The 26,023-nt window shown below is 68.2% G+C and carries 16 protein-coding genes and 3 rRNA genes; 6 read left to right on the plus strand and 13 right to left on the minus strand.

All coding sequences use genetic code 11. The features are described from left to right. Nucleotides 1-3: 3 nt before the first annotated feature. Nucleotides 4-915 carry a 1,4-dihydroxy-2-naphthoyl-CoA synthase gene (locus CMS_RS12740; RefSeq protein WP_012299848.1) on the plus strand — a complete coding sequence of 304 codons (912 nt, stop codon included), beginning with the start codon at nucleotides 4-6 and terminating at the stop codon, nucleotides 913-915. 19 nt (nucleotides 916-934) lie between these two features. Further along, the gene (locus tag CMS_RS12745; protein WP_086935920.1) at nucleotides 935-2,149 is read left to right on the plus strand and encodes an AMP-binding protein; all 1,215 of its coding nucleotides are present in this window, start codon (nucleotides 935-937) and stop codon (nucleotides 2,147-2,149) included. A gap of 89 nt (nucleotides 2,150-2,238) precedes the next feature. Here the strand turns inward: CMS_RS12745 and CMS_RS12750 are convergent, their stop codons facing one another. Further along, nucleotides 2,239-2,412 (minus strand): CsbD family protein, encoded by a 174-nt coding sequence (locus CMS_RS12750; RefSeq protein ID WP_012299850.1) that lies wholly within the window; start codon nucleotides 2,410-2,412, stop codon nucleotides 2,239-2,241. A gap of 132 nt (nucleotides 2,413-2,544) precedes the next feature. Between CMS_RS12750 and CMS_RS12755 the strand changes: the two genes are divergently transcribed. Then, on the plus strand, nucleotides 2,545-2,853 hold the full coding sequence (locus CMS_RS12755; RefSeq protein ID WP_012299851.1) for a hypothetical protein: 309 nt from the start codon (nucleotides 2,545-2,547) through the stop codon (nucleotides 2,851-2,853). Nucleotides 2,854-2,975: 122 nt separating this feature from the next. Then, the gene (locus CMS_RS16715) at nucleotides 2,976-3,938 is read left to right on the plus strand and encodes an IS481-like element IS1121 family transposase (protein WP_012296866.1); all 963 of its coding nucleotides are present in this window, start codon (nucleotides 2,976-2,978) and stop codon (nucleotides 3,936-3,938) included. Nucleotides 3,939-3,948: 10 nt separating this feature from the next. On the opposite strand, the gene CMS_RS12765 is transcribed toward CMS_RS16715, so the two are convergent. The 11 genes from CMS_RS12765 to sucC all read right to left on the minus strand — a co-directional run bounded on the left by CMS_RS12765 (nucleotide 3,949) and on the right by sucC (nucleotide 21,392). Then, nucleotides 3,949-5,757: an ABC transporter ATP-binding protein gene (locus CMS_RS12765; protein ID WP_012299852.1), complete on the minus strand. Its 1,809-nt coding sequence runs from the start codon at nucleotides 5,755-5,757 to the stop codon at nucleotides 3,949-3,951. Next, the gene (locus CMS_RS12770; protein WP_223842791.1) at nucleotides 5,754-7,520 is read right to left on the minus strand and encodes an ABC transporter ATP-binding protein; all 1,767 of its coding nucleotides are present in this window, start codon (nucleotides 7,518-7,520) and stop codon (nucleotides 5,754-5,756) included. The genes CMS_RS12765 and CMS_RS12770 overlap by 4 nt, the downstream gene beginning before the upstream one ends. Before the next feature lie 685 nt (nucleotides 7,521-8,205). After that, nucleotides 8,206-9,390 carry a dimethylargininase gene (gene ddaH, locus CMS_RS18200; RefSeq protein ID WP_012299854.1) on the minus strand — a complete coding sequence of 395 codons (1,185 nt, stop codon included), beginning with the start codon at nucleotides 9,388-9,390 and terminating at the stop codon, nucleotides 8,206-8,208. Between the two features lie 403 nt (nucleotides 9,391-9,793). Continuing rightward, nucleotides 9,794-9,910 (minus strand): 5S ribosomal RNA (gene rrf, locus CMS_RS12780). A gap of 116 nt (nucleotides 9,911-10,026) precedes the next feature. Beyond that, nucleotides 10,027-13,146, minus strand: a 23S ribosomal RNA gene (locus CMS_RS12785). A 428-nt stretch (nucleotides 13,147-13,574) separates the two neighbouring features. Next, nucleotides 13,575-15,095: ribosomal RNA gene (locus tag CMS_RS12790) — 16S ribosomal RNA — on the minus strand. The 16S, 23S and 5S rRNA genes sit together here, the layout of an rRNA operon. 552 nt (nucleotides 15,096-15,647) lie before the next feature. Next, nucleotides 15,648-17,273 (minus strand): bifunctional phosphoribosylaminoimidazolecarboxamide formyltransferase/IMP cyclohydrolase, encoded by a 1,626-nt coding sequence (gene purH, locus CMS_RS12795; RefSeq protein ID WP_012299855.1) that lies wholly within the window; start codon nucleotides 17,271-17,273, stop codon nucleotides 15,648-15,650. Further along, nucleotides 17,270-17,863 (minus strand): phosphoribosylglycinamide formyltransferase, encoded by a 594-nt coding sequence (purN, locus tag CMS_RS12800; protein ID WP_041465059.1) that lies wholly within the window; start codon nucleotides 17,861-17,863, stop codon nucleotides 17,270-17,272. The genes purH and purN overlap by 4 nt, the downstream gene beginning before the upstream one ends. Before the next feature lie 9 nt (nucleotides 17,864-17,872). After that, nucleotides 17,873-19,153, minus strand: a complete 1,281-nt coding sequence (locus tag CMS_RS12805) for a cell division protein PerM (protein ID WP_012299857.1) — start codon at nucleotides 19,151-19,153, stop codon at nucleotides 17,873-17,875. A 161-nt stretch (nucleotides 19,154-19,314) separates the two neighbouring features. Continuing rightward, a complete protein-coding gene (sucD, locus tag CMS_RS12810) occupies nucleotides 19,315-20,202 on the minus strand; it encodes a succinate--CoA ligase subunit alpha (RefSeq protein WP_012299858.1) in 888 nt (295 codons plus the stop codon). A 26-nt stretch (nucleotides 20,203-20,228) separates the two neighbouring features. After that, nucleotides 20,229-21,392 carry an ADP-forming succinate--CoA ligase subunit beta gene (sucC, locus tag CMS_RS12815; RefSeq protein ID WP_041464694.1) on the minus strand — a complete coding sequence of 388 codons (1,164 nt, stop codon included), beginning with the start codon at nucleotides 21,390-21,392 and terminating at the stop codon, nucleotides 20,229-20,231. A gap of 247 nt (nucleotides 21,393-21,639) precedes the next feature. On the opposite strand from sucC, the gene CMS_RS12820 reads away from it, so the two are divergent. Beyond that, on the plus strand, nucleotides 21,640-22,461 hold the full coding sequence (locus CMS_RS12820; protein WP_012299860.1) for an oxygenase MpaB family protein: 822 nt from the start codon (nucleotides 21,640-21,642) through the stop codon (nucleotides 22,459-22,461). Nucleotides 22,462-22,886: 425 nt separating this feature from the next. Next, entirely contained in the window at nucleotides 22,887-23,360 is a 474-nt protein-coding gene (locus CMS_RS18000) for a hypothetical protein (RefSeq protein ID WP_223842657.1), read from the plus strand. Here CMS_RS18000 and CMS_RS12835 read toward each other — a convergent pair. Continuing rightward, the gene (locus CMS_RS12835; RefSeq protein ID WP_012299861.1) at nucleotides 23,332-25,779 is read right to left on the minus strand and encodes an ATP-dependent helicase; all 2,448 of its coding nucleotides are present in this window, start codon (nucleotides 25,777-25,779) and stop codon (nucleotides 23,332-23,334) included. The two genes, CMS_RS18000 and CMS_RS12835, sit on opposite strands and share 29 nt — an antisense overlap. Between the last annotated feature and the right edge of the window lie 244 nt (nucleotides 25,780-26,023).

Below are 26,023 nucleotides of genomic sequence, written 5' to 3' on the forward strand. Positions count from 1 at the left end.
CGCATGGTGAAGCAGGTCTCTGACATCCACGATCCCACCCGCTGGCGCGACGTCCCCCTCGCGGAGGACTTCACCGACATCACCTACCACCACGACCTCACGGGCCGGATCGCGCGCATCGCGTTCGACCGGCCCGAGGTGCGGAACGCGTTCCGTCCGCGTACGGTCGACGAGCTGTACCAGGCGCTCGACGACGCCCGGCAGGATCCGCGCATCGGCGTCGTGCTCCTCACCGGCAACGGGCCCAGCCCGAAGGACGGCGGCTGGGCGTTCTGCAGCGGCGGCGACCAGCGGATCCGCGGACGCGACGGCTACAAGTACGGCGAGGGCGAGACCGCGGAGGGCGTCGACCCGGCGCGCGCCGGACGCCTGCACATCCTCGAGGTGCAGCGGCTGATCCGCTTCATGCCGAAGGTCGTCATCGCGGTCGTCCCCGGCTGGGCGGCCGGCGGCGGGCACTCGCTGCACGTGGTGTGCGACCTGACGATCGCCTCCGCCGAGCACGGCCGCTTCAAGCAGACCGACGCGGACGTCGGCTCGTTCGACGGCGGCTACGGATCCGCGTACTTCGCCCGCCAGGTCGGCCAGAAGGCCGCGCGCGAGGTGTTCTTCCTCGCCGAGGAGCACAGCGCCCAGCGCATGTACGAGATGGGCGCGGTGAACCGCGTCGTCCCGCACGCCGAGCTGGAGTCGACCGCGCTCGACTGGGCCGAGACGATCCTCGGCAAGTCGCCCACCGCGATCCGCATGCTCAAGTACGCGTTCAACGCGGTGGACGACGGCATGGTCGGCCAGCAGGTGTTCGCGGGGGAGGCCACGCGGCTCGCCTACGGCACGGACGAGGCCGTCGAGGGCCGCGACTCCTTCCTCGAGAAGCGCGCGCCCGACTGGTCGCCGTATCCGTGGCAGTTCTGATCCGCGCGGGTCTCGTCCCGTGAGGCCGCTCGCGCGCCTGACCGCCTCGGGCGCCGATGTCGTGCCGCTCCTCCGCGCGGCGCTCGCGGGCGACGGGCCGGCGCTGCTCGCGCGGCCGGTGGACGCGCCCGCCGCTGCCGTCGCCGCCGGGGATCCGCCGCCGCCCGCCGAGGTCGAGCGCCGGGTCGCGCTCGTCGTCGAGACGTCCGGCACCACCTCCCGGCCGAAGCGCGTCGCCCTGTCGTCGGACGCGCTGCTGGCGAGCGCCGCCGCGTCGCAGGCGGCGCTCGGGGCGCCCGGTCAATGGATCCTCGCGCTCCCCACCCACTACATCGCCGGCCTCCAGGTGATCGTGCGCTCGATCGCGGCGGGCACGGCGCCCGCCGTCCTCGCACCCGGGAGCTTCGACCCGCGCGCCTTCGCGGAGCTCGCCGGATCCCTCGACGCGCGCGTGGCCCGCTACACGTCGCTCGTGCCCACGCAGCTGCACCGGCTCGTCGACGCGGCGGAGGGAGGCGCGGGTGTCGACCGGGCGGCGACCGGGGACGACACCCGGCGGATCCGCGACGCCGTCCGCGGCCTCGACGCGATCCTCGTGGGCGGCCAGGCGACCCCGCCGCACCTCGTCGACCGCGCGGCCGCGCTGGGCTGGCGCGTGGTGCGCACCTACGGATCCAGCGAGACCGCGGGCGGCTGCGTGTACGACGGCGTGCCGGTCGCGACGGCCGAGGTCGCGGTAGTCGACGGCCAGGTGGAGCTCGCCGGCCCGATGCTCGCGGAGGGCTACCTCGGCGACCCGGCCGCGACCGACGCGGCGTTCGCCGAGCACGACGGCCGCCGCTGGTACCGCACGGGCGACGGCGGCGAGCTGGTGGACGGCGTGCTGCGCATCATCGGACGCCTCGACGACGTCGTGATCTCCGGCGGCGAGAAGCTGCGGCTGGCCGCGGTGGAGGAGGCCGTGCGGTCGCTGGCCGCGTGGCGGGCGGGCCTCGGCGAGGCCGTCGCGGTGCCGGGCGAGCACGCGGGGTGGGGGCAGCGCCCGGTCGTCTTCGTGCCCGGCGTCGTGGATCTCGAGCTCGCGGAGCGCGTGCGGCGCGAGCTCGCCGCGCGCCTCGGACGCGTCGCGGGATCCACGCTCGTCCGGGGGATCGACGCGATGCCGAGCCTGCCGTCCGGCAAGCCCGACCGCCGCGCGCTCCGGGCGCTGGCCGACGGGGATCCGACCGTCTGAGGCGGCGGGCCGGCCCCCGGGCGTGACGAGGGGCCGGATGCTCGACACCCGGCCCCTCGCCTCTCAGGAGGGACGTCCCTCCGGAAGTCCTACTTCTTGAAGACGTCCTTGATGTTCTCGCCGGCCTGCTTGGCGCTGGCTCCGGACTGCTGCGTCTTGCCCTCGGCGACCTTGCTGTCGTCGCCGCTGACCTTGCCGAAGGCCTCCTTGGCCTTCCCCGCGAGCTTCTCGCCGGTGTTCTGGGCCTTGTCGTCTGCACTCATTCGCGCTCCTTCGTTCGGTGGATGGGACGTCTCCGACGCTACGCCCGCTCGCTTCCCGCGTCACCGTCTCCCATCGGATGCACGGGCGGCCGCCGACCCGGCACCCCGCGACGCCCGTGGGAGGATGGGCGCATGGCCACCCGCACCCCCGACGCCCGCGCGAAGGGCCTGCTCTCCTGGCTGATCCTCGCGGTCGGGGTCGTCATCGCCGCCTTCACCGTCGCGATCCTCGTGGCCGCCGTGCAGGCGGACGGCGTCGGCGAGGTGACGGGCACGCTCGTCGCGGGCGGCATCGCGACCGTGGTGGCCGCGGTCGCGTTCGTCGACCAGCGCCGCAAGGTCCGCGCGACGCGCACGGCCGAGCTGGCCGCCGGGACCCGCACGAACGCGGATGCCGACGCCGGTGCCGCCGCACCCGGGGACGACGCCGTCAGTCGATGAGCCGGAGCGCCACGAGGCGCTCTAGGTGTACTCGGCCGTGACGTTGGTGACACTTCGGGGCGTGTGAAGAGGCCTCCTGGCTTGATGGAGCTGTTCAGTTCAACCATCGCCAGGAGGCCTCGATGTCCCACGGTAATGCTCGTCTGACGGTTCACGGGAGGGTTCTCCTCGTGCGGCGGGTGGTGGAGGATCGTCGGCCGGTCGCGCACGTCGCGCGGGAGCTGGGGGTGTCGCGGCAGTGCGCGCATCGATGGGTGAACCGGTTCCGTGCCGAGGGGCTGCGAGGGCTGACGGATCGGTCATCGCGGCCCCGGTCAGTACCGAGGCGAACGAGCCCGGAGCGGGAACGGGCCGTGCTGGAAGCGCGGGCCCAGTTGCGGGCGGGTCCTGCGCGGCTGGCGCCGGTGACAGGTGTTCCATCCCGTACGATCTCCCGCATCCTGCGCCGGCACGGGGCGCCGCCGTTGGCATGGTTGGACCCCGTCACCGGGGCCGTGATCCGGGCATCCCGGTCAACGGCGCACCGGTATGAGCACGAGCATCCGGGTGATCTGATCCACGTGGACGTGAAGAAGCTCGGGAGGATCCCGGACGGAGGCGGCTGGCGGGTCCACGGGCGCAGCGAGCAGGTCCGCGGCCGCGGGATCGGGTTCGATTACGTCCATGCCGCGGTCGATGACCACACCCGTCTCGCCTACGCGGAGATCCATCCCGATGAGAAAGGCGCGACCGCGGCCGGGTTCCTGACCCGCGCAGCGGCGTACTTCGCCGGGCGCGGGATCACCCGGATCGAGCGGGTCATCACGGACAACGCGTTCGCCTACCGGCACTCGACCGCGTTCAAGAACGCCGTCCAGGACCTGGGCGCGCGGCAGAAGTTCATCCGCCCGCACTGCCCCTGGCAGAACGGCAAGGTCGAGCGCTTCAACCGGACCCTCGCGACCGAGTGGGCCTACCGGCAACCCTTCACCAGCAACCAACACCGCGCCGACGCGCTTGACCCCTTCATCGAGCACTACAACACTGAACGAATCCACTCAAGCCACGGGCTCACGCCCGCGGCCCGAGTGTCACCAACGTCATGACCCAGTACAGCTAGACCAGCGACTCCCGCCACGCTGCGTGCAGCTGCGAGAACCGGCCGGTGCCCTGGATGAGCGACTCCGGGGTCCCGTCCTCGACGATGCGGCCCTGCTCCATCACGAGCACGCGGTCCGCGATCGCGACGGTCGAGAGCCGGTGCGCGATGATGATCGCCGTCCGGTCGGCGAGCAAGGTGGTGAGCCCCTGCTGCACGAGTCGCTCGCTCGGGATGTCGAGCGAGCTCGTCGCCTCGTCGAGGATCAGCACGGCCGGGTCCGCGAGGAACGCCCGCGCGAAGGAGATCAGCTGGCGCTGCCCCGCCGACACCCGGCCGCCGCGCTTGTTCACGTCGGTGTCGTAGCCGTCCGGCAGCGACTCGATGAACGTGTGCGCCCCTACGGCCTCCGCGGCCGCCCGGATCTCGCCCCGGGTCGCGTCCGGCTTGCCGATCGCGATGTTGTCGGCGACGGATCCGGAGAAGAGGTACGCCTCCTGCGTCACCATCACGATGGCGCGGCGGAGGTCCTTCGGGTGCAGGTCGCGGAGGTCGATCCCGTCGAGGGCCACGCGTCCGTCGGACGGGTCGTAGAACCGGGAGATGAGCTTCGCGAGCGTCGTCTTGCCCGCGCCGGTGGATCCGACGAGTGCGATGGTCTGCCCCGCCGGCATGTCGAGGTCGAAGCGCGGCAGGATCGTCTTGCCCTTGCCGTAGCCGAACTCGACGCCCTCGAAGGAGACGTGGCCCGTGGACTCCCACAGGTCGACCGGCTGCACGGGGTCCGGCACGCTCGGCTCCTCCTCGAGCACGCCCGAGATCTTCTCGAGCGCGGCCGACGCCGACTGGTAGCTGTTGTAGAACATCGCCATGTCCTGCGCCGGCCCGAAGAACTGCCGTGTGTAGAGCACGACCGCGAGCAGCGCGCCGATGCCGAGCTGCCCGTCCGCGACGCGGAGGCCGCCGACGAGCAGCACCACGGCGACCGTGACGTTGCCGATGAGGATGAGACCCGGGTCGAAGATCCCGAATACCTGGATCACGCGCATGTTGGTGTCGCGGTAGCCCTCCACGTGCTCGGAGAACTCCTCCGCGTTGCGCTTCTCCTTGCGGAAGGCCTTCACCGCGCGGATGCCCGTCATCGTCTCGACGAAGTGCACGATCAGCCGCGCGGACTTCACGCGCGTCTGGCGGAACAGCGCCTGCGACTTCACGGCGAACCAGAGGCTCAGGAAGAACAGCGGCACGAGCGCTGCGAGCAGCACGAGGCCCGACACCCAGTCGAACGAGAACAGCGCGATGGCGGTGAACGCCATGTAGAGCGCGCCCTGCACGAGCTGGTTGATGCCGCCGTTCAGCAGCTCCCGGATCGAGTCGAGGTCGCTCGTCTGGCGGGAGATGATCCGGCCGGACGTGTACGTCTCGTGGAACTCCAGGCTCAGCTTCTGCGTGTGCAGGAACATGCGCTTGCGGAGGTCGAGAAGGATCTCCTGCGCGATGCGCGCCGACATCACCTGGTACTTCGCGACGAGCACGGCCCCCGTGATCGCCACCAGGACGTAGGCGCCGATCACGAGCGCGAGGCCCGTGAAGTCGCCGGTGTCCAGGAGCGCCGGGAGCGCGCGGTCGAGGCCGATGCCGATGAGGGCGGGCCCGGCGACGTTCGCCGCGGTGGCTACGAGGATCGTCGCGGCCGTGAGGATCAGCGTCCGCTTGACCGGCTGGATGGTGCTGACGAGCAGCCGCGTTGAGCGGCGGCGGATCTGCTTGCTCTCCTCGCGGGAGAAGTCGTCCCTCTCCTCGCCGGTGACTCCGGTGACGCTCATGCTGAGGCCTCCTCGCGCACGGTGTTCCCTTCCACGTCGAGGCTCGAGATGACGAACCGGTAGTGCTCGCTCGTGGCGAGCAGGTCGGAGTGCCGGCCGACCGCGGTGATGCGGCCGTCCTGCATGAGCGCCACCCGGTCCGCGAGCATCACGGTCGAGGGGCGGTGCGCCACGATCAGCGCTGTGGTGGACGCGAGCACGCGGCGCAGCGCCGCCTCGACGAGCGCCTCCGTGTCGACGTCGAGCGCCGAGAGCGGGTCGTCGAGGACGAGCACGTCGGGTGCCGCTGCGACCGCGCGCGCGAGCGCGAGCCGCTGCCGCTGCCCGCCGGAGAGGCTGAGCCCCTCCTCCCCCACGGTCGTGTCGACGCCGTCGGGCAGGTCGTGCACGAAGCCGGCCTGGGCGATATCGAGCGCCTCCCGCAGCACGCGCTCCGCCTCGGGTCCGCCGTCGGCGAGGTCCGGGCGACCGAGCAGCACGTTGTCGCGGACGCTCGAGGAGAACAGCGTGGCGTCCTCGAACGCCATCGCGATGCGGCTGCGCAGCTCCTCGAGTCCGAGGTTGCGGATGTCCACGCCGTCGAGCTCGACGCTGCCGCCCGTCACGTCGTACAGCCGGGTCGTGAGCGCCGTGAGCGTGGACTTGCCGCAGCCGGTGATCCCGACGAGCGCCATGGTCTCCCCCGGCTGCAGGTCGAGGTCCACCCCGTCGATGAGGTCGGGCTGGCCCGGGACGGCATCCTGGTAGCGGAAGCGCGCGCCGCGGAAGACGAGGCGGCCACGGGGCTCCTGGATGCGCACGGGCGTCGCGGGGTCCGTGATCGTGTCGTCCTCATCCATCACCTCGAAGTAGCGGTCGATGGCCGTGCGCGCGTCGAAGGTCATCGACAGCAGGAAGCCCACCGACTCGATCGGCCAGCGCAGCACCGCCGCGGTCGCGAAGAACGCCACGAGGTCGCCCACCGAGATCTGCCCGCCGGCCGCGAGCAGCACGCCGCCGAGCAGCGCCAGCGCGAAGGTCAGGTCCGGTACGAGCAGCAGCCAGAGCCAGATGCCGGCGATGGCCTTCGCCTTCTTGATCTCCGTGCCGCGCAGCTCCTCCGCCTGCTCGGCGAACGCGTCGTGCATGTGCTTGCCGCGACCGAAGGCCTTCAGCACGCGGATCCCGTGCACCGACTGCTCGACGCTCGTCGCGAGGTCGCCGGACTGGTCCTGGCTGAGCCGGGCGACCGACGAGTACTTCTGCTCGAAGAGGTAGCCGTAGACCCAGAGCGGGATGGAGCAGACGAGGAAGCCGAGGCCGAGGCGCCAGTCGATGGAGACCAGGAAGCCGATGCCCACGAGGATCGTGAGGATGTTGACGATGAACAGCACCAGGCCGAAGGCCATCCAGCGCCGGATGAGGTTGAGGTCGCTGACCATGCGCGAGAGCAGCTGCCCGCTCTGCCACCGGTCGTGGAACGCGACCGGGAGCCGCTGCAGCTTCCGGTAGAACGCGTTCCGCATGTCCGCCTCCATGAGCGTGCCGGGCTTCAGCACGAACCAGCGGCGGAGCGCGATCATCGCGGCCTCGAGGATCCCGAGGCCGAGGATCAGGAGCACGGCGGGCACGACGGCCGCCGAGTCGCCGTCGCCGAGCGGTCCGTCGACGAGCCCGCGGAGGATCTGCGGGATCACGAGCGACAGCAGCGAGCCGATGAGCGCCACCACCATGCCCGCGATGATGCTGGGCATGGCGGGCCGGGCGAACGGCAGCAGCCGCATGAGCACGGCGATGGTGCCGGGCCGGGGGCCGTGCCGCTCGGACGGCGCCTGGTCGGGCGATGCGGGCGGTGAGGTGGACACGTGTCATTCCTTCTGTAGTCGGCCGATGCACGGCCGGACGTGCTCTGCGGCCACGGGCGTGAGGACGCGCGCGGCGGAGGATGTGGGTGGGTGGAGCGCGAGCGGCGGGCGGTTCCCGGCACGACTCGCCGGGCTGGGTGCGAGCGGATCTGGACGGACGGATCGGATCAAGCACTCTCGCCGCCCGCGGCCACCGGCCGTCCAGCACGTCGGCGACGCCGACGTGACGTGTCGTGGCGTGACGCGATGCGCGGAGCCGCCGAGCCCTGCCTGCACCAGTGGCCCGCCGTCGCCCGACGCCGGGGCGTCGAGCGGGATGGTCAGCTAGCGGAGCGGACCGCGGAAGGCAGGGCGCACAGCGACGGCCGTCACGCCGATCCGGTTCGAGGTCGTGCGTGCGTATGTCGTCGATGTCGTAGTCATGACACCCTCCCTGGCTGCGTATGCGATTCACGTGTGGGCCGCACCGATCGACCACGTGAATGGCCACCCCAGGCAACCTTCCAGGATAGGGACGTCCGCACCCCACGCACAAGAGCCCGGCCCGCATCCGAGGATGCGGGCCGGGCTCGTGCGGTTCGCGCGGACGAGCGCGCAGCCGGCGTCAGCCGATGCGGACCGAGAGGCAGGTGACGCAGCCCTCGAGCTTCTCGAACTCGCTGATGTCGACGGCGACGATCTCGTACCCCAGGCCGCGGAGCAGGTCCGCCGTCCGCGGCGCAGCGGCCGAGACGAGCAGGGTGTCGTCGTCGAGCGCGACGACGGCCGTGCCCTCGGCCTCGGGCACGGGGAGGAACGACGGGAACAGCCGCGGCTCGTCGACGAGCGGCTCGTATCCGATGACGGTGCCGTCGGGCAGTGCCGTCACCTGCGACTTGAGGTGCAGGGTCCGGCTGACCGGCACACCCACGACGGCGTACCCGAGGGGTCGGGCGATCTCGCGCAGACGCTGGATCCCCGCCGCGTTGGTCCGGCTGCTGGCGCCGACGTAGAGCGTGCGCCCGACCTCTAGCACATCCCCCCCGTCGATGGTCGCCGGCAGGTCGATGGACGTCACCTGGAGGTCCATGTCCTCGAGCGCCCGCTCCACGCCGGAGCGCTCGCCACGTCGGGAGTCGGCCCCGGAGGTGAGCAGCACGGCGGTGGTGCCGAGGACCAGCACGGCGTCCTCCACGAAGACGGAATCGGGGTGGTCGTCGGCCGGCGGGACCTCCCGGGTGGACCACCCGGCCTCCTCGAACGCGAGGACGTAGCGCTCCCACTGCTGGTCGGCGAGCTCGGAGTCCACGGGTCGGCGGTCCAGATGCGTCAGCTCACCGTCGGCCAGGTGCGACGAGGGGATCCGCACGAGGGCGACGCGCTCGCGCACCACCTCAGCGTCGCCCGCCCCGACGAGCCGAGCCCACAGCCGTCGGCCCAGCAGGATCGATGCCAGTGCGACGCCGAGAACGAACATGAGGTTCAGGCCGAGGAGCGTCTCCAGGAGGGGACCCACGATGTCGCCGGTGACGGTGGCGCCCTGCCCCAGCGCGCCCACGAGGCTGCCGGTCAGCGCGCCGACGACGGCCGCGGCCACCGAGCCGAGGATGGACGTCCACAGTCGCCGATGCATCCCGACCCCCGCCAGCGCGGCCAGCAGGACGAACGCAACGAGCGTGTGCACGGTCCAGTAGTCGAGGAGCGTCACCAGCACGGCAGCGCTCGGCTGGTTGGAGCTGAAGAGCGTCAGGACGCTGAAGAGCAAGCCGAGGATCGCCGAAACGCCCGCGGAGACCAGCGCGGCGGACAACGCCCTGCCGAGAGGAACGCTCGATGCACCCGCGCGTGAAGGGCGGGCGCCGGACGGACGGACGGACGTGGACGTCGAGGGACTCGTCGGAGATCCCTCATCAGCGGGCTCGACAGGCTGGCCGGATGTGCGGGCGTTCTCGGGGGATTCGGTCACGAACGACGACGATAACGGCACGCCTTATGACCGTCATGTGAGGCGGCTGACAGGGTCTGCCCGAGAGCAACGGAATCCGTCGCCGTGCACGACATGTTCGAGAAGGCGGCCGACGGTCGGTGCCCTCCGCATTCGCACGCCACGGTTGCGGCCGCCCGCCGTACCGCGCACCATCGGGAGGCCGTGTTAACGCAGAAAGGCCCGCCGCACGATGTGCGACGGGCCTCCCCGTTCGTTCTCAAGTTAAGTCCGGCGGTGTCCTACTCTCCCACAGGGTCCCCCCTGCAGTACCATCGGCGCTGAGAGTCTTAGCTTCCGGGTTCGGAATGTGACCGGGCGTTTCCCTCTCGCTATGGCCGCCGAAACACCTCATACACACCCCACAGGGCATGCAATATGTGATGAATCGACCAGTCAAGCTGGTTGTTCAATTAGCACCCGACCGTATATCGGGAACCACATAGTGGACGCAAGCAAAATGTTTTCAAGATATCGGCTTATTAGTACAGGTTAGCTCCACGAGTCTTTAGTCCTCGCTTCCACATCCTGCCTATCAACCCGGTAGTCTAGCCGGGAGCCTTCACCCTAAAAGGGATGGAAATCTCATCTCGAAGCCGGCTTCCCGCTTAGATGCTTTCAGCGGTTATCCGTTCCGAACGTAGCTAATCAGCGGTGCTCCTGGCGGAACAACTGACACACCAGAGGTTCGTCCATCCCGGTCCTCTCGTACTAGGGATAGATCTTCTCAAATTTCCTACGCGCGCAGCGGATAGGGACCGAACTGTCTCACGACGTTCTAAACCCAGCTCGCGTACCGCTTTAATGGGCGAACAGCCCAACCCTTGGGACCTACTCCAGCCCCAGGATGCGACGAGCCGACATCGAGGTGCCAAACCATGCCGTCGATATGGACTCTTGGGCAAGATCAGCCTGTTATCCCCGAGGTACCTTTTATCCGTTGAGCGACAGCGCTTCCACGAGCCACTGCCGGATCACTAGTCCCGACTTTCGTCCCTGCTCGACTTGCCAGTCTCACAGTCAAGCTCCCTTGTGCACTTACACTCGACACCTGATTACCAACCAGGTTGAGGGAACCTTTGGGCGCCTCCGTTACTTTTTAGGAGGCAACCGCCCCAGTTAAACTACCCACCAGGCACTGTCCCTGAACCGGATTACGGTTCAAAGTTAGATATCCAGAGTGACCAGAGTGGTATTTCAACAATGACTCCACCCGAACTAGCGTCCGAGCTTCACAGTCTCCCACCTATCCTACACAAGCCACACCAAACACCAATACCAAGCTGTAGTAAAGGTCACGGGGTCTTTCCGTCCTGCTGCGCGTAACGAGCATCTTTACTCGTAGTGCAATTTCGCCGAGTTCGCGGTTGAGACAGCTGGGAAGTCGTTACGCCATTCGTGCAGGTCGGAACTTACCCGACAAGGAATTTCGCTACCTTAGGATGGTTATAGTTACCACCGCCGTTTACTGGGGCTTAAATTCTCAGCTTCGCACTTGCGTGCTAACCGTTCCTCTTAACCTTCCAGCACCGGGCAGGCGTCAGTCCGTATACATCGTCTTGCGACTTAGCGCGGACCTGTGTTTTTAGTAAACAGTCGCTTCCCACTGGTCTCTGCGGCCTTCAAACGCTTCAGGAGTAAATCCCTACACGCCTCAGGCCCCCCTTCTCCCGAAGTTACGGGGGCATTTTGCCGAGTTCCTTAACCACGATTCTCTCGATCTCCTTAGTATTCTCTACCTGACCACCTGAGTCGGTTTGGGGTACGGGCGATTGGAACCTCGCGTCGATGCTTTTCTTGGCAGCATAGGATCACTGATTTCGTCCGTGAGGACTACCCATCGGGTCTCAGGCTACATAGAAGACGGATTTGCCTATCTTCTGCCCTACATCCTTAGACCGGGACAACCATCGCCCGGCTCAGCTACCTTCCTGCGTCACACCTGTTAATACGCTAAACGCCCCAGCGTAGGGTCGTGTGCTAGGCCAAGACCGTCACCCCGAAGGGATCGAATCAAGGATTCAGACACTTAGCATTACTGGATTGTCTTGGGCGGTTCTTCATCGGTACGGGAATATCAACCCGTTGTCCATCGACTACGCCTGTCGGCCTCGCCTTAGGTCCCGACTTACCCAGGGCGGATTAGCCTGGCCCTGGAACCCTTGGTCTTTCGGAGGACGGGTTTCTCACCCGTCTTTCGCTACTCATGCCTGCATTCTCACTCGTGTGGCCTCCACGGCTGGTTCACACCGCCGCTTCGCTGGCCACACGACGCTCTCCTACCCATCCATACGGCTGGACCACGAAGGCCTGCCTATAATATAAATGCCACAACTTCGGTGGCGTGCTTGAGCCCCGTTACATTGTCGGCGCGGAATCACTTGACCAGTGAGCTATTACGCACTCTTTCAAGGGTGGCTGCTTCTAAGCCAACCTCCTGGTTGTCTATGCAACTCCACATCCTTTCCCACTTAGCACGCGCTTAGGGACCTTAGATGGTGGTCTGGGTTGTTTCCCTCTCGACGATGAAGCTTATCCCCCACCGTCTCACTGCTGCGCTCTCACTTACCGGCATTCGGAGTTTGGCTGAAGTCAGTAACCTTTTGGGGCCCATCGTCCATCCAGTAGCTCTACCTCCGGCAAGAAACACGCAACGCTGCACCTAAATGCATTTCGGAGAGAACCAGCTATCACGAAGTTTGATTGGCCTTTCACCCCTATCCACAGCTCATCCCCTCCATTTTCAACTGAAGTGGGTTCGGTCCTCCACGACGTCTTACCGTCGCTTCAACCTGGCCATGGATAGATCACTTCGCTTCGGGTCTAGAACATGCGACTCATACGCCCTATTAAGACTCGCTTTCGCTACGGCTGCCCCACACGGGTTAACCTCGCCACATATCACTAACTCGCAGGCTCATTCTTCAAAAGGCACGCTGTCACACGAACAAGGGTGCTCCAACGGTTTGTAAGCAAACGGTTTCAGGTACTATTTCACTCCCCTCCCGGGGTACTTTTCACCTTTCCCTCACGGTACTTGTCCGCTATCGGTCATCTGGGAGTATTTAGGCTTATCAGGTGGTCCTGACAGATTCACACGGGATTTCTCGGGCCCCGTGCTACTTGGGATACTCTCCGGACAGGCGACGACATTTCGACTACGGGGTTCGCACCCTCTATGACTGGCCTTTCAAGACCATTCGTCTATATCGCGCTCATTGCCCTCACAGCTCGGTAGAACTGTACGGAAAGTCCCGCAACCCCGACCATGCAACTCCTACCGGATATCACACATGATCGGTTTGGCCTCTTCCGGTTTCGCTCGCCACTACTAACGGAATCGCTTTTGCTTTCTCTTCCTGTGGGTACTGAGATGTTTCACTTCCCCACGTTCCCTCTACCCGCCCTATATATTCAGGCGGGAGTCACCAGGTCGCCCAAACGGCCTGGCGGGGTTTCCCCATTCGGAGATCCTCGGATCAAAGCTCTATTATCAGCTCCCCGAGGCTTATCGCAGATTTATACGTCCTTCTTCGGCTCCAGATGCCAAGGCATCCACCGTTTGCTCTTAGAATCTTGAAATCACATGAGATTGAATCGTTTCGCCTCCCCTAGAGGAGACAGAATTGACCAATGATCTATAAATAGATCTTTGTGATCCACCGGGTAAACCGGTGAATCTAAGATGCTCGCGTCCACTGTGTAGTTCTCAATATACGGGCGGTACCCCACCACCATCCACTCAAGGGACGACGGAAAGGGTCCGACAAGAAACCAGACACACCAAAAGGTGCGGCCCGGTCCCTCAGGACCCAACAGCGTGCAACATGCCCTCGACACACCAGACCATTTTCCCACCCCACAAGGAGGCGTACTAGCAGCCCGGCACATCAGCCGGCATCAATGTCAATGTTCCACCCATGAGCGCCACCGCCAGAACATACGCCTGACGCGTGACTTGGCACCCGTGATCTCCCTGTATACAGAGGAGAGGTGCACATGCTCCTTAGAAAGGAGGTGATCCAGCCGCACCTTCCGGTACGGCTACCTTGTTACGACTTAGTCCTAATCACCGATCCCACCTTCGACAGCTCCTCCCTTGCGGTTAGGCCACTGGCTTCGGGTGTTACCGACTTTCATGACTTGACGGGCGGTGTGTACAAGGCCCGGGAACGTATTCACCGCAGCGTTGCTGATCTGCGATTACTAGCGACTCCGACTTCATGAGGTCGAGTTGCAGACCTCAATCCGAACTGAGACCGGCTTTTTGGGATTCGCTCCACCTTACGGTATCGCAGCCCTTTGTACCGGCCATTGTAGCATGCGTGAAGCCCAAGACATAAGGGGCATGATGATTTGACGTCATCCCCACCTTCCTCCGAGTTGGCCCCGGCAGTCTCCTATGAGTTCCCACCATTACGTGCTGGCAACATAGAACGAGGGTTGCGCTCGTTGCGGGACTTAACCCAACATCTCACGACACGAGCTGACGACAACCATGCACCACCTGTATACCGACCTTGCGGGGCGCACATCTCTGCACGTTTCCGGTATATGTCAAGCCTTGGTAAGGTTCTTCGCGTTGCATCGAATTAATCCGCATGCTCCGCCGCTTGTGCGGGCCCCCGTCAATTCCTTTGAGTTTTAGCCTTGCGGCCGTACTCCCCAGGCGGGGAACTTAATGCGTTAGCTGCGACACGGAGACCGTGGAATGGTCCCCACATCTAGTTCCCAACGTTTACGGCATGGACTACCAGGGTATCTAATCCTGTTCGCTCCCCATGCTTTCGCTCCTCAGCGTCAGTTACGGCCCAGAGATCTGCCTTCGCCATCGGTGTTCCTCCTGATATCTGCGCATTCCACCGCTACACCAGGAATTCCAATCTCCCCTACCGCACTCTAGTCTGCCCGTACCCACTGCAGACCCGAGGTTGAGCCTCGGGATTTCACAGCAGACGCGACAAACCGCCTACGAGCTCTTTACGCCCAATAATTCCGGACAACGCTTGCACCCTACGTATTACCGCGGCTGCTGGCACGTAGTTAGCCGGTGCTTTTTCTGCAGGTACCGTCACTTTCGCTTCTTCCCTACTAAAAGAGGTTTACAACCCGAAGGCCGTCATCCCTCACGCGGCGTTGCTGCATCAGGCTTTCGCCCATTGTGCAATATTCCCCACTGCTGCCTCCCGTAGGAGTCTGGGCCGTGTCTCAGTCCCAGTGTGGCCGGTCACCCTCTCAGGCCGGCTACCCGTCGTAGGCTTGGTGAGCCATTACCTCACCAACAACCTGATAGGCCGCGAGTCCATCCCCAACCGAAATTCTTTCCACGACCAGACCATGCGGCCAATCGTCATATCCGGTATTAGCTACCATTTCTAGCAGTTATCCCAGAGTCGGGGGCAGGTTACTCACGTGTTACTCACCCGTTCGCCACTGATCCGCCAGAGCAAGCTCTGACATCACCGTTCGACTTGCATGTGTTAAGCACGCCGCCAGCGTTCGTCCTGAGCCAGGATCAAACTCTCCATAAATGCTTAAACGCACGACCACCCGAAAGCAGCCGGCACATCTAAAGCCAGACGTGAACGGGAATCGAACACGAACCAGCAAGTTTGAAACCGACAGAACAAATCATTACTGACTTGCTTGTTTGTTTAAATGTATTCCAAAGGAATCCGAAACGAGCATCCGAAGGACACCCGCAACGGGTATTTGGCATTTGACATTGTGCACGCTGTTGAGTTCTCAAGGAACGGACGCTCCCGACACCGACCATCACAGCCAGCCATCGGAGCTCACACTCCACCGCTCCCCGTGGGAGTGATCCAGACCACACAGGCCCAGCACTCACGTCGGAAGCAGAATCAGACCCTAGCTCAGTTGATGGTAAACACGCAACCCATAAGCCGCGGCAACTTGTGTTTCACCAGGATCCAGAACACCAGAACAGCTCCGGAAGCTTCTCAGCTCCCCGCCCGTTCCGGCGACAAGAGGAGACATTACGCGGACCACCCCACCCCCGCAAAACCAACGACATCCCGGGCGTGTCGCCCGGGATGCCGTGGTGGTGCGCGCAGAGGCGCTCAGTGGAAGAAGTGGCGCTCGCCCGTGAAGTACATGGCGACGCCGGCGGCACGGGCCGCGGCGACGACCTCCTCGTCGCGCACCGATCCCCCTGGCTGGACCACGGCACGGACCCCGGCGTCGAGCAGCACCTGCAGTCCGTCGGCGAACGGGAAGAACGCGTCGGACGCCGCCACGGATCCGGATGCCCGGTCGCCCGCGCGCTGCACGGCCAGCTGGCAGGAGTCGACCCGGTTGACCTGGCCCATGCCGACGCCCACGGACGCCCCGTGGTGGGCGAGCAGAATCGCATTCGACTTCACGGCCCGGCAGGCCTTCCACGCGAACTCGAGGTCCGCGAGCGTCTGCTCGTCCACGGGATCGCCGGTGGCCAGGGTCCAGGACACCGAGATCCGGGTGCCGTCCGTGGGGAACGCGTCCCCGGACTGCACGAGGTAGCCCCCCGATATCTGCCGCGCCTCGAGCCCCTCGCGGTGGTAGCCCTCCGGGAGAGTGAGCAAGCGGAGGTTCTTCTTCGTCTTCAGCAGCGTGAGCGCGTCGTCGTCGAACCCGGGTGCGACGAGGACCTCGGTGAAGATCTCCTTCACCGTCTCCGCCATCCCGAGCGTGACCGTGCGGTTCGCCGCGATCACCCCGCCGAAGGCCGACACGGGATCGCAGTCGTGCGCGCTGCGATGCGCCGCGGCGATCGCGTCCACCGCACGAGGTGCCGCGACCGCGATGCCGCAGGGGTTCGCGTGCTTGATGATGGCGACGGCCGGCTCGGCGAAGTCGTAGGCGGCGCGGACGGCCGCGTCCGCGTCGACGAAGTTGTTGTAGGACATCTCCTTGCCGTGCAGCTGCACCGCCTGTGCGATGCCGGTGCCGTCCGGCCGGCGGTAGAGCGCCGCGTCCTGGTGGGAGTTCTCTCCGTACCTGAGCACCTGGGCGAGCTCGCCCGCGACGTGCCAGCTGGCGGGCCAGGCGGGGTCGGCCGGCTCGGAGGACCCTGCACCGACGACCGTCGACCGGAAGTAGTCCGCGACCGCGCGGTCGTAGTCGGCCGTGTGCGCGAAGGCCGCAGCCGCGAGCCGGCGCCGCTGCTCGAGGGTGGTGCCCCCGGAGCCCACGGCCTGGATCACCTCGTCGTAGCTCGACGGCGACACGACGATCGCGACGTTCGCGTGGTTCTTGGCGGATGCGCGCACCATCGCGGGACCACCGATGTCGATCTGCTCGATCACGTCCGAGGCCGGGGCGCCCGACGCGACCGTCTCGACGAACGGGTACAGGTTCACCACCACGAGCTGGAAGGGCGAGATGCCGAGCTCCGCCAGCTGGACCTCGTGGGACTCGAGCCGCAGGTCGGCGAGGAGGCCGGCGTGCACGGCCGGATGCAGCGTCTTGACGCGTCCGTCGAGCGACTCCGGGAACCCGGTCACGTCCTGCACCTGCGTGACGGGATAGCCCGCCTCCGCGATCGTGCTCGCCGTGGATCCGGTGGAGACGATCTCGACCCCCGCCCCCGCGAGCGCTGCGGCCAGCTCGAGGAGCCCCGTCTTGTCGCTGACGGAGACGAGGGCGCGAGCCACCTCGATGTCGTCTCGATCACGGAACAGGGACGGGTCGTGACGGGGTCCGCTCATGCCGGGGACAGCTCCTTGAGGTCGATGGTGCCGAGGGAGATCGCGCGCACCGTGTCGACGAGGAGCCTGCGCTCCACGACCTTGATGCGCTCGTGCAGGCTGTGCTCGGTGTCGCCGGGCTCGACGGGCACGCGCTCCTGCGCGAGCACCGGCCCGGTGTCGACCCCGGTGTCGACGACGATGATGGACGCCCCGGAGCTCGTGGCCCCGGCGGCGATGGCGTCCCGGACGGCGTGGGCCCCGGGGAACTCCGGCAGGTACGCCGGGTGCGTGTTGACGATGCGGGGCGCGAACGCCTGCACGGCACGCGGGGGGAGGAGGCGCATGAAGCCGCTCAGCACCACCAGGTCCGGATCCCACCCGGCGATGGCCGCGGAGAGCTCGTCCCCCCACGCCGCGCGGTCGGGGAAGCTCGCGAACGGGACCGTGAACGTGGGGATGCCGCGCTCCTCGGCGAAGACGAGCCCGTCGGCGTCGCGATCGGCTCCGACCGCGACGACCCGGGCGGGGTAGTCCGCGTGGTCGGCAGCCTCGAGGAGAGCGTGGAGGTTGGTCCCGCTGCCGGAAATGAGGACGACCACGTTGAGCACGCGCACAGCCTATCCGCGTCCCTCGGGGCTGCGCCGGACGAGGGGCGCCATCAGGCCCGAGACGAACATGCCCGCCACGGACGCGACGCCGATCTCGAGGAACGCGACGAGGAGGATCCAGCCGGCCGCCGGACCCACGTCGGCCAGGCGCCCCGGGCCGGCGGCGCCTCCGGAGAGGACCGCGAGCAGGGCGAGCACCACCGCGCCGACGACGCCCATGCCGAGACCCGCGACCAGGAACCACGGCCAACGGCGCGCCTCGGGCTCCGGGATCCGAGCGACCCGCGGGGACAGCGCGACCGCCGCGACGAACGACACGACGACCGGGACGAGGATGCCCAGGTACCCGAGGTCGAACGCACCCTGCGGCAGGATGCCCAGGACCGGGACGGACGGGATCGGGCCGACGGTCGTGCCGAGCGGCGAGATGGACGATCCGGTGCCGAGGGCGAAGCCGGGTCCGATGAGCCACGACGCCGCCCACATCACGAGGTTCGGCAGGAGCGCGATCTGCGCCAGCGTGAGGGCGACGCCGCCCACGATCCCGGTCTGCAGCGTCTCGTAGAGGGTGATCACGGTCGCGTACTGGAGGCCGAGCAGCACCGCGACGACCACGGCGGAGACCGCGACGACCGCGAAGGCCGTCGCCGCTCCCCCGCGGACGGCCGTGGCCACGACGGACGCCGCGCCGTCCGGGAGGCGGTCGAACGCATCCCGCGCGCCCCGGATGGCGCCGGCCGCCCGCCCGGACGACAAGGACCCCCACCATCGACGGGCCCGCGCTCGATCGGCGCGTGCGATCCCGCCGACGAGGAGGCCGAGCGCGAGGACGAGCGTCGGCAGGATCGCTCCGCGCACGAGCGCCGGGGAGACGCCGTCGTGCTGCGCCGCGAGCGCCAGCCCGAGGGACAGCACGGCCGTCGTGGCCACGGCGGAGCCCGCGCCGATGCCGGGGTGGTCGGTCTCGACGATGCGGCGGCCGGCGCGGATCCCGAGGAGGAGCGTGAGGAGCGCGAAGCCCAGGGGCGCGAGCGTGAGCGCGAACGGCGCATCGACGCCCGGGAGGCCGAGGGAGGAGGCGAGCGAGGGATCCAGCGACGCCGTGAGCGGCACGCCGTGCCCGAGGAGCCACAGGTCGACCGCGGTGCGCGCGAAGACGCCCCAGTCGATCTGCAGGTCGTACTGCCCGGCCCAGAGGACGGTGAGCGGCACGAGGGGCAGGGCGACGCCGACCCCCACCACCAGGAGCGCCTCGAGTGCCGCGAACAGGGCGGTTGCGTGTCGGTTCATGCCTCGACGACCCTACCGGCCGGGCCCTGCGCGACCCGTCCGGCGACGGGCGCGGCGGGGCATCCGCCGGCCGATCGGCATGGGGAGGGACCGCGGGCATGGCGACGGCCCGCATCCACCGGGATGCGGGCCGTCGACATGCCCTGTCGAGCGCCTGGTCGCTAGAGGGCGGCGAAGACCTCGCGGAGGAGGTTGGCCGTCTCGGTCGGCGTCTTGCCGACCTTGACGCCCGAGGCCTCGAGGGCCTCCTTCTTGCCCTGCGCCGTGCCGCTCCCCCCGGAGACGATCGCGCCGGCGTGGCCCATCGTCTTGCCCTCGGGAGCGGTGAAGCCCGCGACGTACGCGACGACCGGCTTGGTGACGTGCGCCTTGATGTACTCGGCCGCGCGCTCCTCGGCGTCGCCGCCGATCTCGCCGATCATCACGATGGCGCGCGTCTCCGGGTCGGCCTCGAACGCCTCGAGGGCGTCGATGTGCGTGGTGCCGATGATCGGGTCGCCGCCGATGCCGATGGCGGTCGAGATGCCGAGGTCGCGCAGCTCGAACATCATCTGGTACGTGAGCGTGCCCGACTTCGACACGAGGCCGATGGGGCCGGCCTCGGTGATGGTGGCGGGGATGATGCCGGCGTTCGACTTGCCGGGGCTGATGATGCCGGGGCAGTTCGGGCCGACGATGCGGGTCTTCCCGCCCGTGCTCTTGGCGTGCGACCAGAACTCGGCCGAGTCCTTGACGGGGATGCCCTCGGTGATGACGACCGCGAGCGGGATGGCGGCGTCGATCGCCTCCACCACGGCGCTCTTGGCGAAGGCCGGCGGGACGAAGATGACCGACACGTCGGCGCCCGTCTCCGTCATCGCCTCGGCGACGGAGCCGAAGATCGGGAGCTCGACGCCCTCGATCGTGACCGTGCTGCCGGCCTTGCGCGGGTTGACGCCGCCGACGACCTTGCTGCCGGACGCGAGCATGCGGCCCGCGTGCTTGGTGCCCTCGGACCCCGTGAGGCCCTGGACGATGATCTTGCTATTCTCGTCGAGAAGAATCGACATGTGCTGTTCCTGTTCTCTCTCGGGAGTTAAGCGGCGGCCAGCTCGGCGGCCTTGTCGGCCGCCTCGTCCATGGTGCCGACGACGGTGACGAGGGGGTGCGCGCGCTCCTCGAGGATGCGGCGGCCCTCCTCGACGTTGTTGCCGTCGAGGCGGACGACGAGCGGCTTGGTGGCGGCGTCGCCCAGCTTGTCGAGCGCGCCGACAATGCCGTTCGCGACCGCGTCGCACGACGTGATGCCGCCGAAGACGTTGACGAAGACGCTCGTGACCTGCTCGTCGCCGAGGATGACGTCGAGGCCCGCGGCCATGACCTCGGCCGACGCTCCGCCGCCGATGTCGAGGAAGTTCGCCGGGCGCACGCCGCCGTGCTGCTCGCCGGCGTAGCTGACGACGTCGAGCGTCGACATGACGAGGCCCGCGCCGTTGCCGATGATGCCGACCTGGCCGTCGAGCTTCACGTAGTTAAGGTCGGACTCCTTGGCCTTGGCCTCGAGGGGATCCGCCGCAGCCGCGTCCTCGAGGGCCGCGTGGCCCTCGTGGCGGAAGCCGGCGTTCTCGTCGAGCGTGACCTTGCCGTCGAGGGCGATGCTGTCGCCCGACTCCGTGAGGACGAGCGGGTTGACCTCGACGAGCGTCGCGTCCTCGTCCCGGTACACCCACCAGAGGCGCTCGAAGACCGGCGCGACCTTGGCGATGAGCTCCTCGGGGAACGAGGCGGCGCGGGCGATCTCCTCGGCCTTCGCGGCGTCGATGCCGGCGACCGGGTCGATCTCGATGCGGGCGAGCGCCTCGGGCCGGGTGACCGCGAGCTCCTCGATCTCCATGCCGCCCTCGTAGCTGGCGAGGCACAGGTAGGAGCGCTCGGCGCGGTCGAGGAGGATCGAGAAGTAGAACTCCTGCGCGATGCGGGCACCGGCCGCCACCATCACGCGGTGCACGGTGTGCCCCTTGATGTCGAGGCCGAGGATGCCCTCGGCCGCCTCGTACGCCGCGGCGGCGCTCTGGGCGACCTTGACGCCGCCGGCCTTGCCGCGGCCGCCGGTCTTCACCTGCGCCTTCACGACGACGGTGCCGCCCAGCTTCTCGGCCGCGGCGCGCACCTCCTCGGCGGTGTCGGCGACGATCCCCGGGAGGACCGGGACGCCGTAGGACTCGAAGAGGTCCCTGGCCTGGTATTCGAAAAGATCCACGCGTGTCATCCCATCCGCACCCGCGCTCGGCGGTCATGTGCGTCGTTCGAGGCTGCGGTGCCACGACCGTCTGGTGGCGGCACCCGGTGTGTTGCGGCTGGCCGACGCGCCAGCCGCCCACCTGCGTGGGCCGGCCCGCCGCGTCGACGACCGTGGAGAGCCTATCGGGTCACGGGTGCGCCGGCCCGGGTGCGCGCGGGCCGTGCGCCGACGCGCGATCCGGGGCCTGGGGAGGGAGACTGGGCGGATGAGGTCGAGGACGCATCCCGCACGTCGGCCGGGCGGTTCCATCCGCGATCTCGCGGGCGAGGGGATCCTGCTCGCCGCGGGGGGACGGGCGATCCTGCTGCAGATCGCCGACCCGTCCGTCGCGCGCGGGGTGGCCGAGCACAGCGACTTCGCGTCGCGACCGCTCGACCGGCTCGAGGGGACGCTCGGCTACGTCTACGCCGTCGTGTTCGGCTCGTCGGACGAGATCGCACGCGCCCGGCGCATCGTCGGCCGCGCCCACGCACCGGTCCGCGCAGCGTCTGCCGCGGCCGACGGATCCGCGCCGGCGTACTCCGCATACGACCCCGACCTGCAGCTCTGGGTGGCCGCGACGCTGTACGACTCGGCCGTCACGATGTTCGAGCTGTGCTTCGGCCGGCTTCCCGACGAGGCCGCCGACCGCGTCTACCGGGAGTACGCCGTCCTGGGCACAGCGCTGCAGGTGCCCGAGGGGCGGTGGCCCGCGGACCGGGCGGCGTTCCGCGAGTACTGGGAGGACCGCGTCGCGACCCTCGAGCCGACGGAGGACGCGCGGCGGGTCGCGCGGACGCTGCTGGGCGGACGGGTCGGGTCCCCGGCGCTCCGAGCGGTCATGCCCGTCGTCGCGCTCGTGACGGCGGGGCTGTTGCCGCCTCGGATGCGGTCGGGCTTCGGGATGCGGTGGGACGCCCGGCTCGAACGGCGCCACGCGCGCCTCCTCGCGCTCATCCTCGCCGTGTACCGGGTGCTGCCGCGCGTCGTCCGCGAAGCGCCCCGATCGGTGATCACCCGCAGGTACCGCCGACGCGACGCCGGGTAGCCGGGGTCCGGGCCGCTCCTGCACAGGTGCGCCGACGCGGATCCCGTCCCCGGCTCGTCGCGCCGCGCGCTTGGCCGGCGCCCTCGAGCCGCACTGTGCGGCCATGACATGGAACCCCTCTGCCCCCTGCTCCCCATCCCCTCGGCGGCGGCACGACCGCCCACCCCGGCGCCCCCGCAGCGCCCGGCTCGTGTCGGCGCTCGTGGGAGTCGGCCTCGCGCTCGGCCTCGCGGCGAGCGCCGTGCCTCCCGCGCAGGCCCTGAGCGCGGTAGCCCACGGCGTCGGCTACTCGTCCGGATCGGACGGCCGCTGGCTGGGCTCGTACCGCATGGACGACGGACGGCTCGGCTTCTGCATCGACGTCGGCCTCGCCGCGCCGCCCGGCCACGAGTACGCCCCGGTGGCCGATGCGGGCGCGTCGCCCGATGACCGGGCACGGCTCGCCGGTGGGCGTCCCCGAGGACGGCGGATCGGGTGGGCTCGTGTCCGACGTCGCCCTCGCCGATGACGGCGACGCGACCACGCCGTGCATGCGCGTCCTCTCACCCGGGTGGTACGTCGCCGTCCTCGACAGCCCCGGGCGCCCCGCCGGAGACGCGGACGGGGCTGCCATCGCGCCGTTCGCCGATCACACGGCGCACGCGAGCGAGACCTTCCACGCGAGCCCGCCGCCCGCCGTCGACGTGCCCGCGTCGCACGGGCACGCGCAGTTGGCGATGACGGGTGGCGCACCCGGCATCGAGGTACCGGGCTCGGGCGGGACGCAGCGGGTGGGCGCACAGCCGCTCGCGTGCGCCGCGACGGCCATCGGCGCGCTGGGCGCCGCCGGCATCGGCGCGCGTCGCGCCGGCCGCCGACGCCGGGTCCCGGCTAGAGCTTCTCGATGGGCGCGATCTTGATGAGCAGCCGCTTGCGACCCGCCGGCCCGTCGAACTGCACCTCGGCGATGCGCTTGCGTCCCTCGCCCGCGACGCCCGTGACGCGGCCGTCGCCGAAGTCGGTGTGCCGGATGCGGTCGCCGAACGCGAGCTCGAGGTCGCCGTTGTCGCGCACCTGCCCGGTGACCGTGTTGGCCCACTGGGTCTTGGGGCGCGGCGGCGGCAGGGCCGGATCCTCGAAGCCGCTCGACGAGCGCGAGCGGCCGCCGTATCCGCCGCCCTCCCGCCGTGCGTTGAGGGCGCGCGGTTGCGTGCCACCCCGAGAGGTGGCCATGCCGGGCGACTGCTTCCAATCGATGAGCTCGGCCGGGATCTCCTGCAGGTACCGGCTGGGCATGGCGACGTTCACCTCGCCGAACTGCGCGCGCGTCATGGCGAGCGAGATGAAGAGACGCCGCCGTGCGCGCGTGATGCCGACGTAGAACAGGCGACGCTCCTCGGCCGGGCCGCCGGGCTCGTTGGCCGACATCCGGTGCGGCAGCAGGTCCTCCTCGACGCCGGTGAGGAACACCGAGTCGTACTCGAGGCCCTTCGCCGTGTGGAGGGTCATGAGGGACACGGTGCCGTTCGAGTCGTCGAGCTCGTCCGCTGCGGCGACGAGCGAGACCTCCGTCAGGAAGTCCACCAGCTGGCCCTCGGGGTTGTTGCGCGAGAACTCCTTCGTCACGGCGACGAGCTCCTCGACGTTCTCGGCGCGTGCCTCGTCCTGCGCGTCCTTGCTCGCCCGCAGCGCCTGCACGAGGCCGCTGCGCTTGAGGAGCGTCGTCACCAGGTCGCTGACGGAGGTCCGTCCCTCCGGCCGCTCGGGATCCAGCAGCAGCGCCACCTCGTCGAGCATCCGGGAGAGCGTGAGGATGGCCTGCGTCACCTTGGGCCCGAGCCCCAATTCGGACGCGCGGCGCATCGCCTCGCGGAAGGTCACGCCATGCGACTCCGCAAAGTTGGCGAGGGCCGTCTCCGTGGCCGGGCCGATGCCGCGCTTCGGGGTGTTGAGGATGCGCCGGAGAGCCAGCACGTCGGCGGGGTTCGCCACGGCGACCAGGTACGCCATCGCGTCCTTGATCTCCGCCCGCTCGTAGAACTTCGTGCCGCCCATGATCCGATAGGGCACGGCCGAGCGGATGAGGATCTCCTCGAGCGCGCGCGTCTGCGCGTTGGTCCGGTAGAAGACGGCGATCTCGGAGTACGCGGTGCCCTCCTCGTGCAGCTTCTGGATCTCGTCGGCGACGAACTGCGCCTCGTCATGCCCCGAGTACCCGGTGAAGCCGACGATCTTGTCGCCGTCGCCGATGGAGGTCCACAGCTTCTTGTCCTTGCGGTCGAAGTTGTTGGAGATGACGGCGTTGGCGGCGGTGAGGATGTTCTGGGTCGACCGGTAGTTCTGCTCGAGGAGCACGACCTTCGACTGCGGGAAGTCGCGCTCGAACTCGGTGATGTTGCGGATGTCGGCGCCGCGGAAGGCGTAGATCGACTGGTCGCTGTCGCCCACCACGGTGAGCGACGCCCCGTCGATCCCGCCCATGCCGTTCGTGGACATGCGCGTGTCGACGGGCACGTCCTCCGGGGCCACCGCGCGCGTGAGCTCGCGGATGAGGGAGTACTGGGCGTGGTTCGTGTCCTGGTACTCGTCCACCAGCACGTGCCGGAAGCGCCGCTGGTAGAGCGCGGCGACCTTGGGGAAGGCGCGGAAGAGGTAGACGGTCTGACCGATGAGGTCGTCGAAGTCGAATGCGTTCGCCGCCGCGAGCGAACGCGTGTACTGCCGGAATATCTCGACGAACATGGCCTCGGCCGGATCGTTGAAGTTCGCCGTGCGCGCGAACGTGTCCGCGTCCGACAGCTCGTTCTTGAGCTTGGAGATGCGGCCGGACACCGAGGAGACGGTGAAGCCGAGCGTGTCCGCGTCGAGCTGCTTGATGATCCGCTTGATGAGCACGCGGCTGTCGGCGGAGTCGTAGATGGTGAAGTTCTGCGTGAAGCCGAAGGCCTCCGCCTCGCGTCGGAGGATGCGCACGCACGCGGAGTGGAAGGTCGAGATCCACATGCCCTCGGAAGCCTGCCCGAGCAGCGACTCGACACGCTCGCGCATCTCCGCCGCGGCCTTGTTCGTGAAGGTGATGGCGAGGATCTGGCTCGGCCACGCCTCGCGCGACTCGATGAGGCTCGCGATGCGGTGGGTGAGCACGCGCGTCTTGCCGGATCCGGCGCCGGCGACGACGAGCAGAGCCGGACCCCGGTAGACGACGGCCTCGCGCTGCTCCGGGTTGAGGCCCTCCAGCAGCGGATCCGCCGGGGCTCCAGGGCCCCCGTCGGCACCCGACCGGCCGTCGAGGATGATCGGCGTGCTGGAGGGGGAAAGGGCTGCGGGGTCGGCACTCATGTCGGCATCGATCCTAGGCGCTGCCCCCGACGCCGAGCCGGGCGGGAGGCCGGGCACGGGGCCGCACGGGACGGGCCCGGAGCAGGAAAGGTCGGAGCAGGGAGGGCCGGAGCGGGCTGCGGCCATCGAGCCGCGCCACCGGCCCCGACGCCCGGCCGGGCCGCGCGTCCTTCCCGACTCTCGAGCGCGGACGGATCGAGGCCCGCCCGAGACCGCCGGCGCCCGCTAGCTGTACTCGGCCATG

It is taken from the genome of Clavibacter sepedonicus (assembly GCF_000069225.1).
Classification (GTDB): Bacteria; Actinomycetota; Actinomycetes; order Actinomycetales; family Microbacteriaceae; genus Clavibacter; species Clavibacter sepedonicus.

Bases quoted from the DNA above. Each gene is read 5' to 3' on its own strand.
- CMS_RS18000 (WP_223842657.1), top strand. From the start codon at position 22,887: ATGACCGGGCACGGCTCGCCGGTGGGCGTCCCCGAGGACGGCGGATCG.
- CMS_RS12740 (WP_012299848.1), top strand. From the start codon at position 4: ATGGTGAAGCAGGTCTCTGACATCCACGATCCCACCCGCTGGCGCGAC.
- CMS_RS12805 (WP_012299857.1), bottom strand. From the start codon at position 19,153: ATGAACCGACACGCAACCGCCCTGTTCGCGGCACTCGAGGCGCTCCTG.
- CMS_RS12750 (WP_012299850.1), bottom strand. From the start codon at position 2,412: ATGAGTGCAGACGACAAGGCCCAGAACACCGGCGAGAAGCTCGCGGGG.
- sucD (WP_012299858.1), bottom strand. From the start codon at position 20,202: ATGTCGATTCTTCTCGACGAGAATAGCAAGATCATCGTCCAGGGCCTC.
- CMS_RS12755 (WP_012299851.1), top strand. From the start codon at position 2,545: ATGGCCACCCGCACCCCCGACGCCCGCGCGAAGGGCCTGCTCTCCTGG.
- CMS_RS12770 (WP_223842791.1), bottom strand. From the start codon at position 7,520: ATGCGGCTGCTGCCGTTCGCCCGGCCCGCCATGCCCAGCATCATCGCG.
- CMS_RS12835 (WP_012299861.1), bottom strand. From the start codon at position 25,779: ATGAGTGCCGACCCCGCAGCCCTTTCCCCCTCCAGCACGCCGATCATC.
- CMS_RS12820 (WP_012299860.1), top strand. From the start codon at position 21,640: ATGAGGTCGAGGACGCATCCCGCACGTCGGCCGGGCGGTTCCATCCGC.
- purH (WP_012299855.1), bottom strand. From the start codon at position 17,273: ATGAGCGGACCCCGTCACGACCCGTCCCTGTTCCGTGATCGAGACGAC.
- CMS_RS16715 (WP_012296866.1), top strand. From the start codon at position 2,976: ATGTCCCACGGTAATGCTCGTCTGACGGTTCACGGGAGGGTTCTCCTC.
- CMS_RS12765 (WP_012299852.1), bottom strand. From the start codon at position 5,757: ATGAGCGTCACCGGAGTCACCGGCGAGGAGAGGGACGACTTCTCCCGC.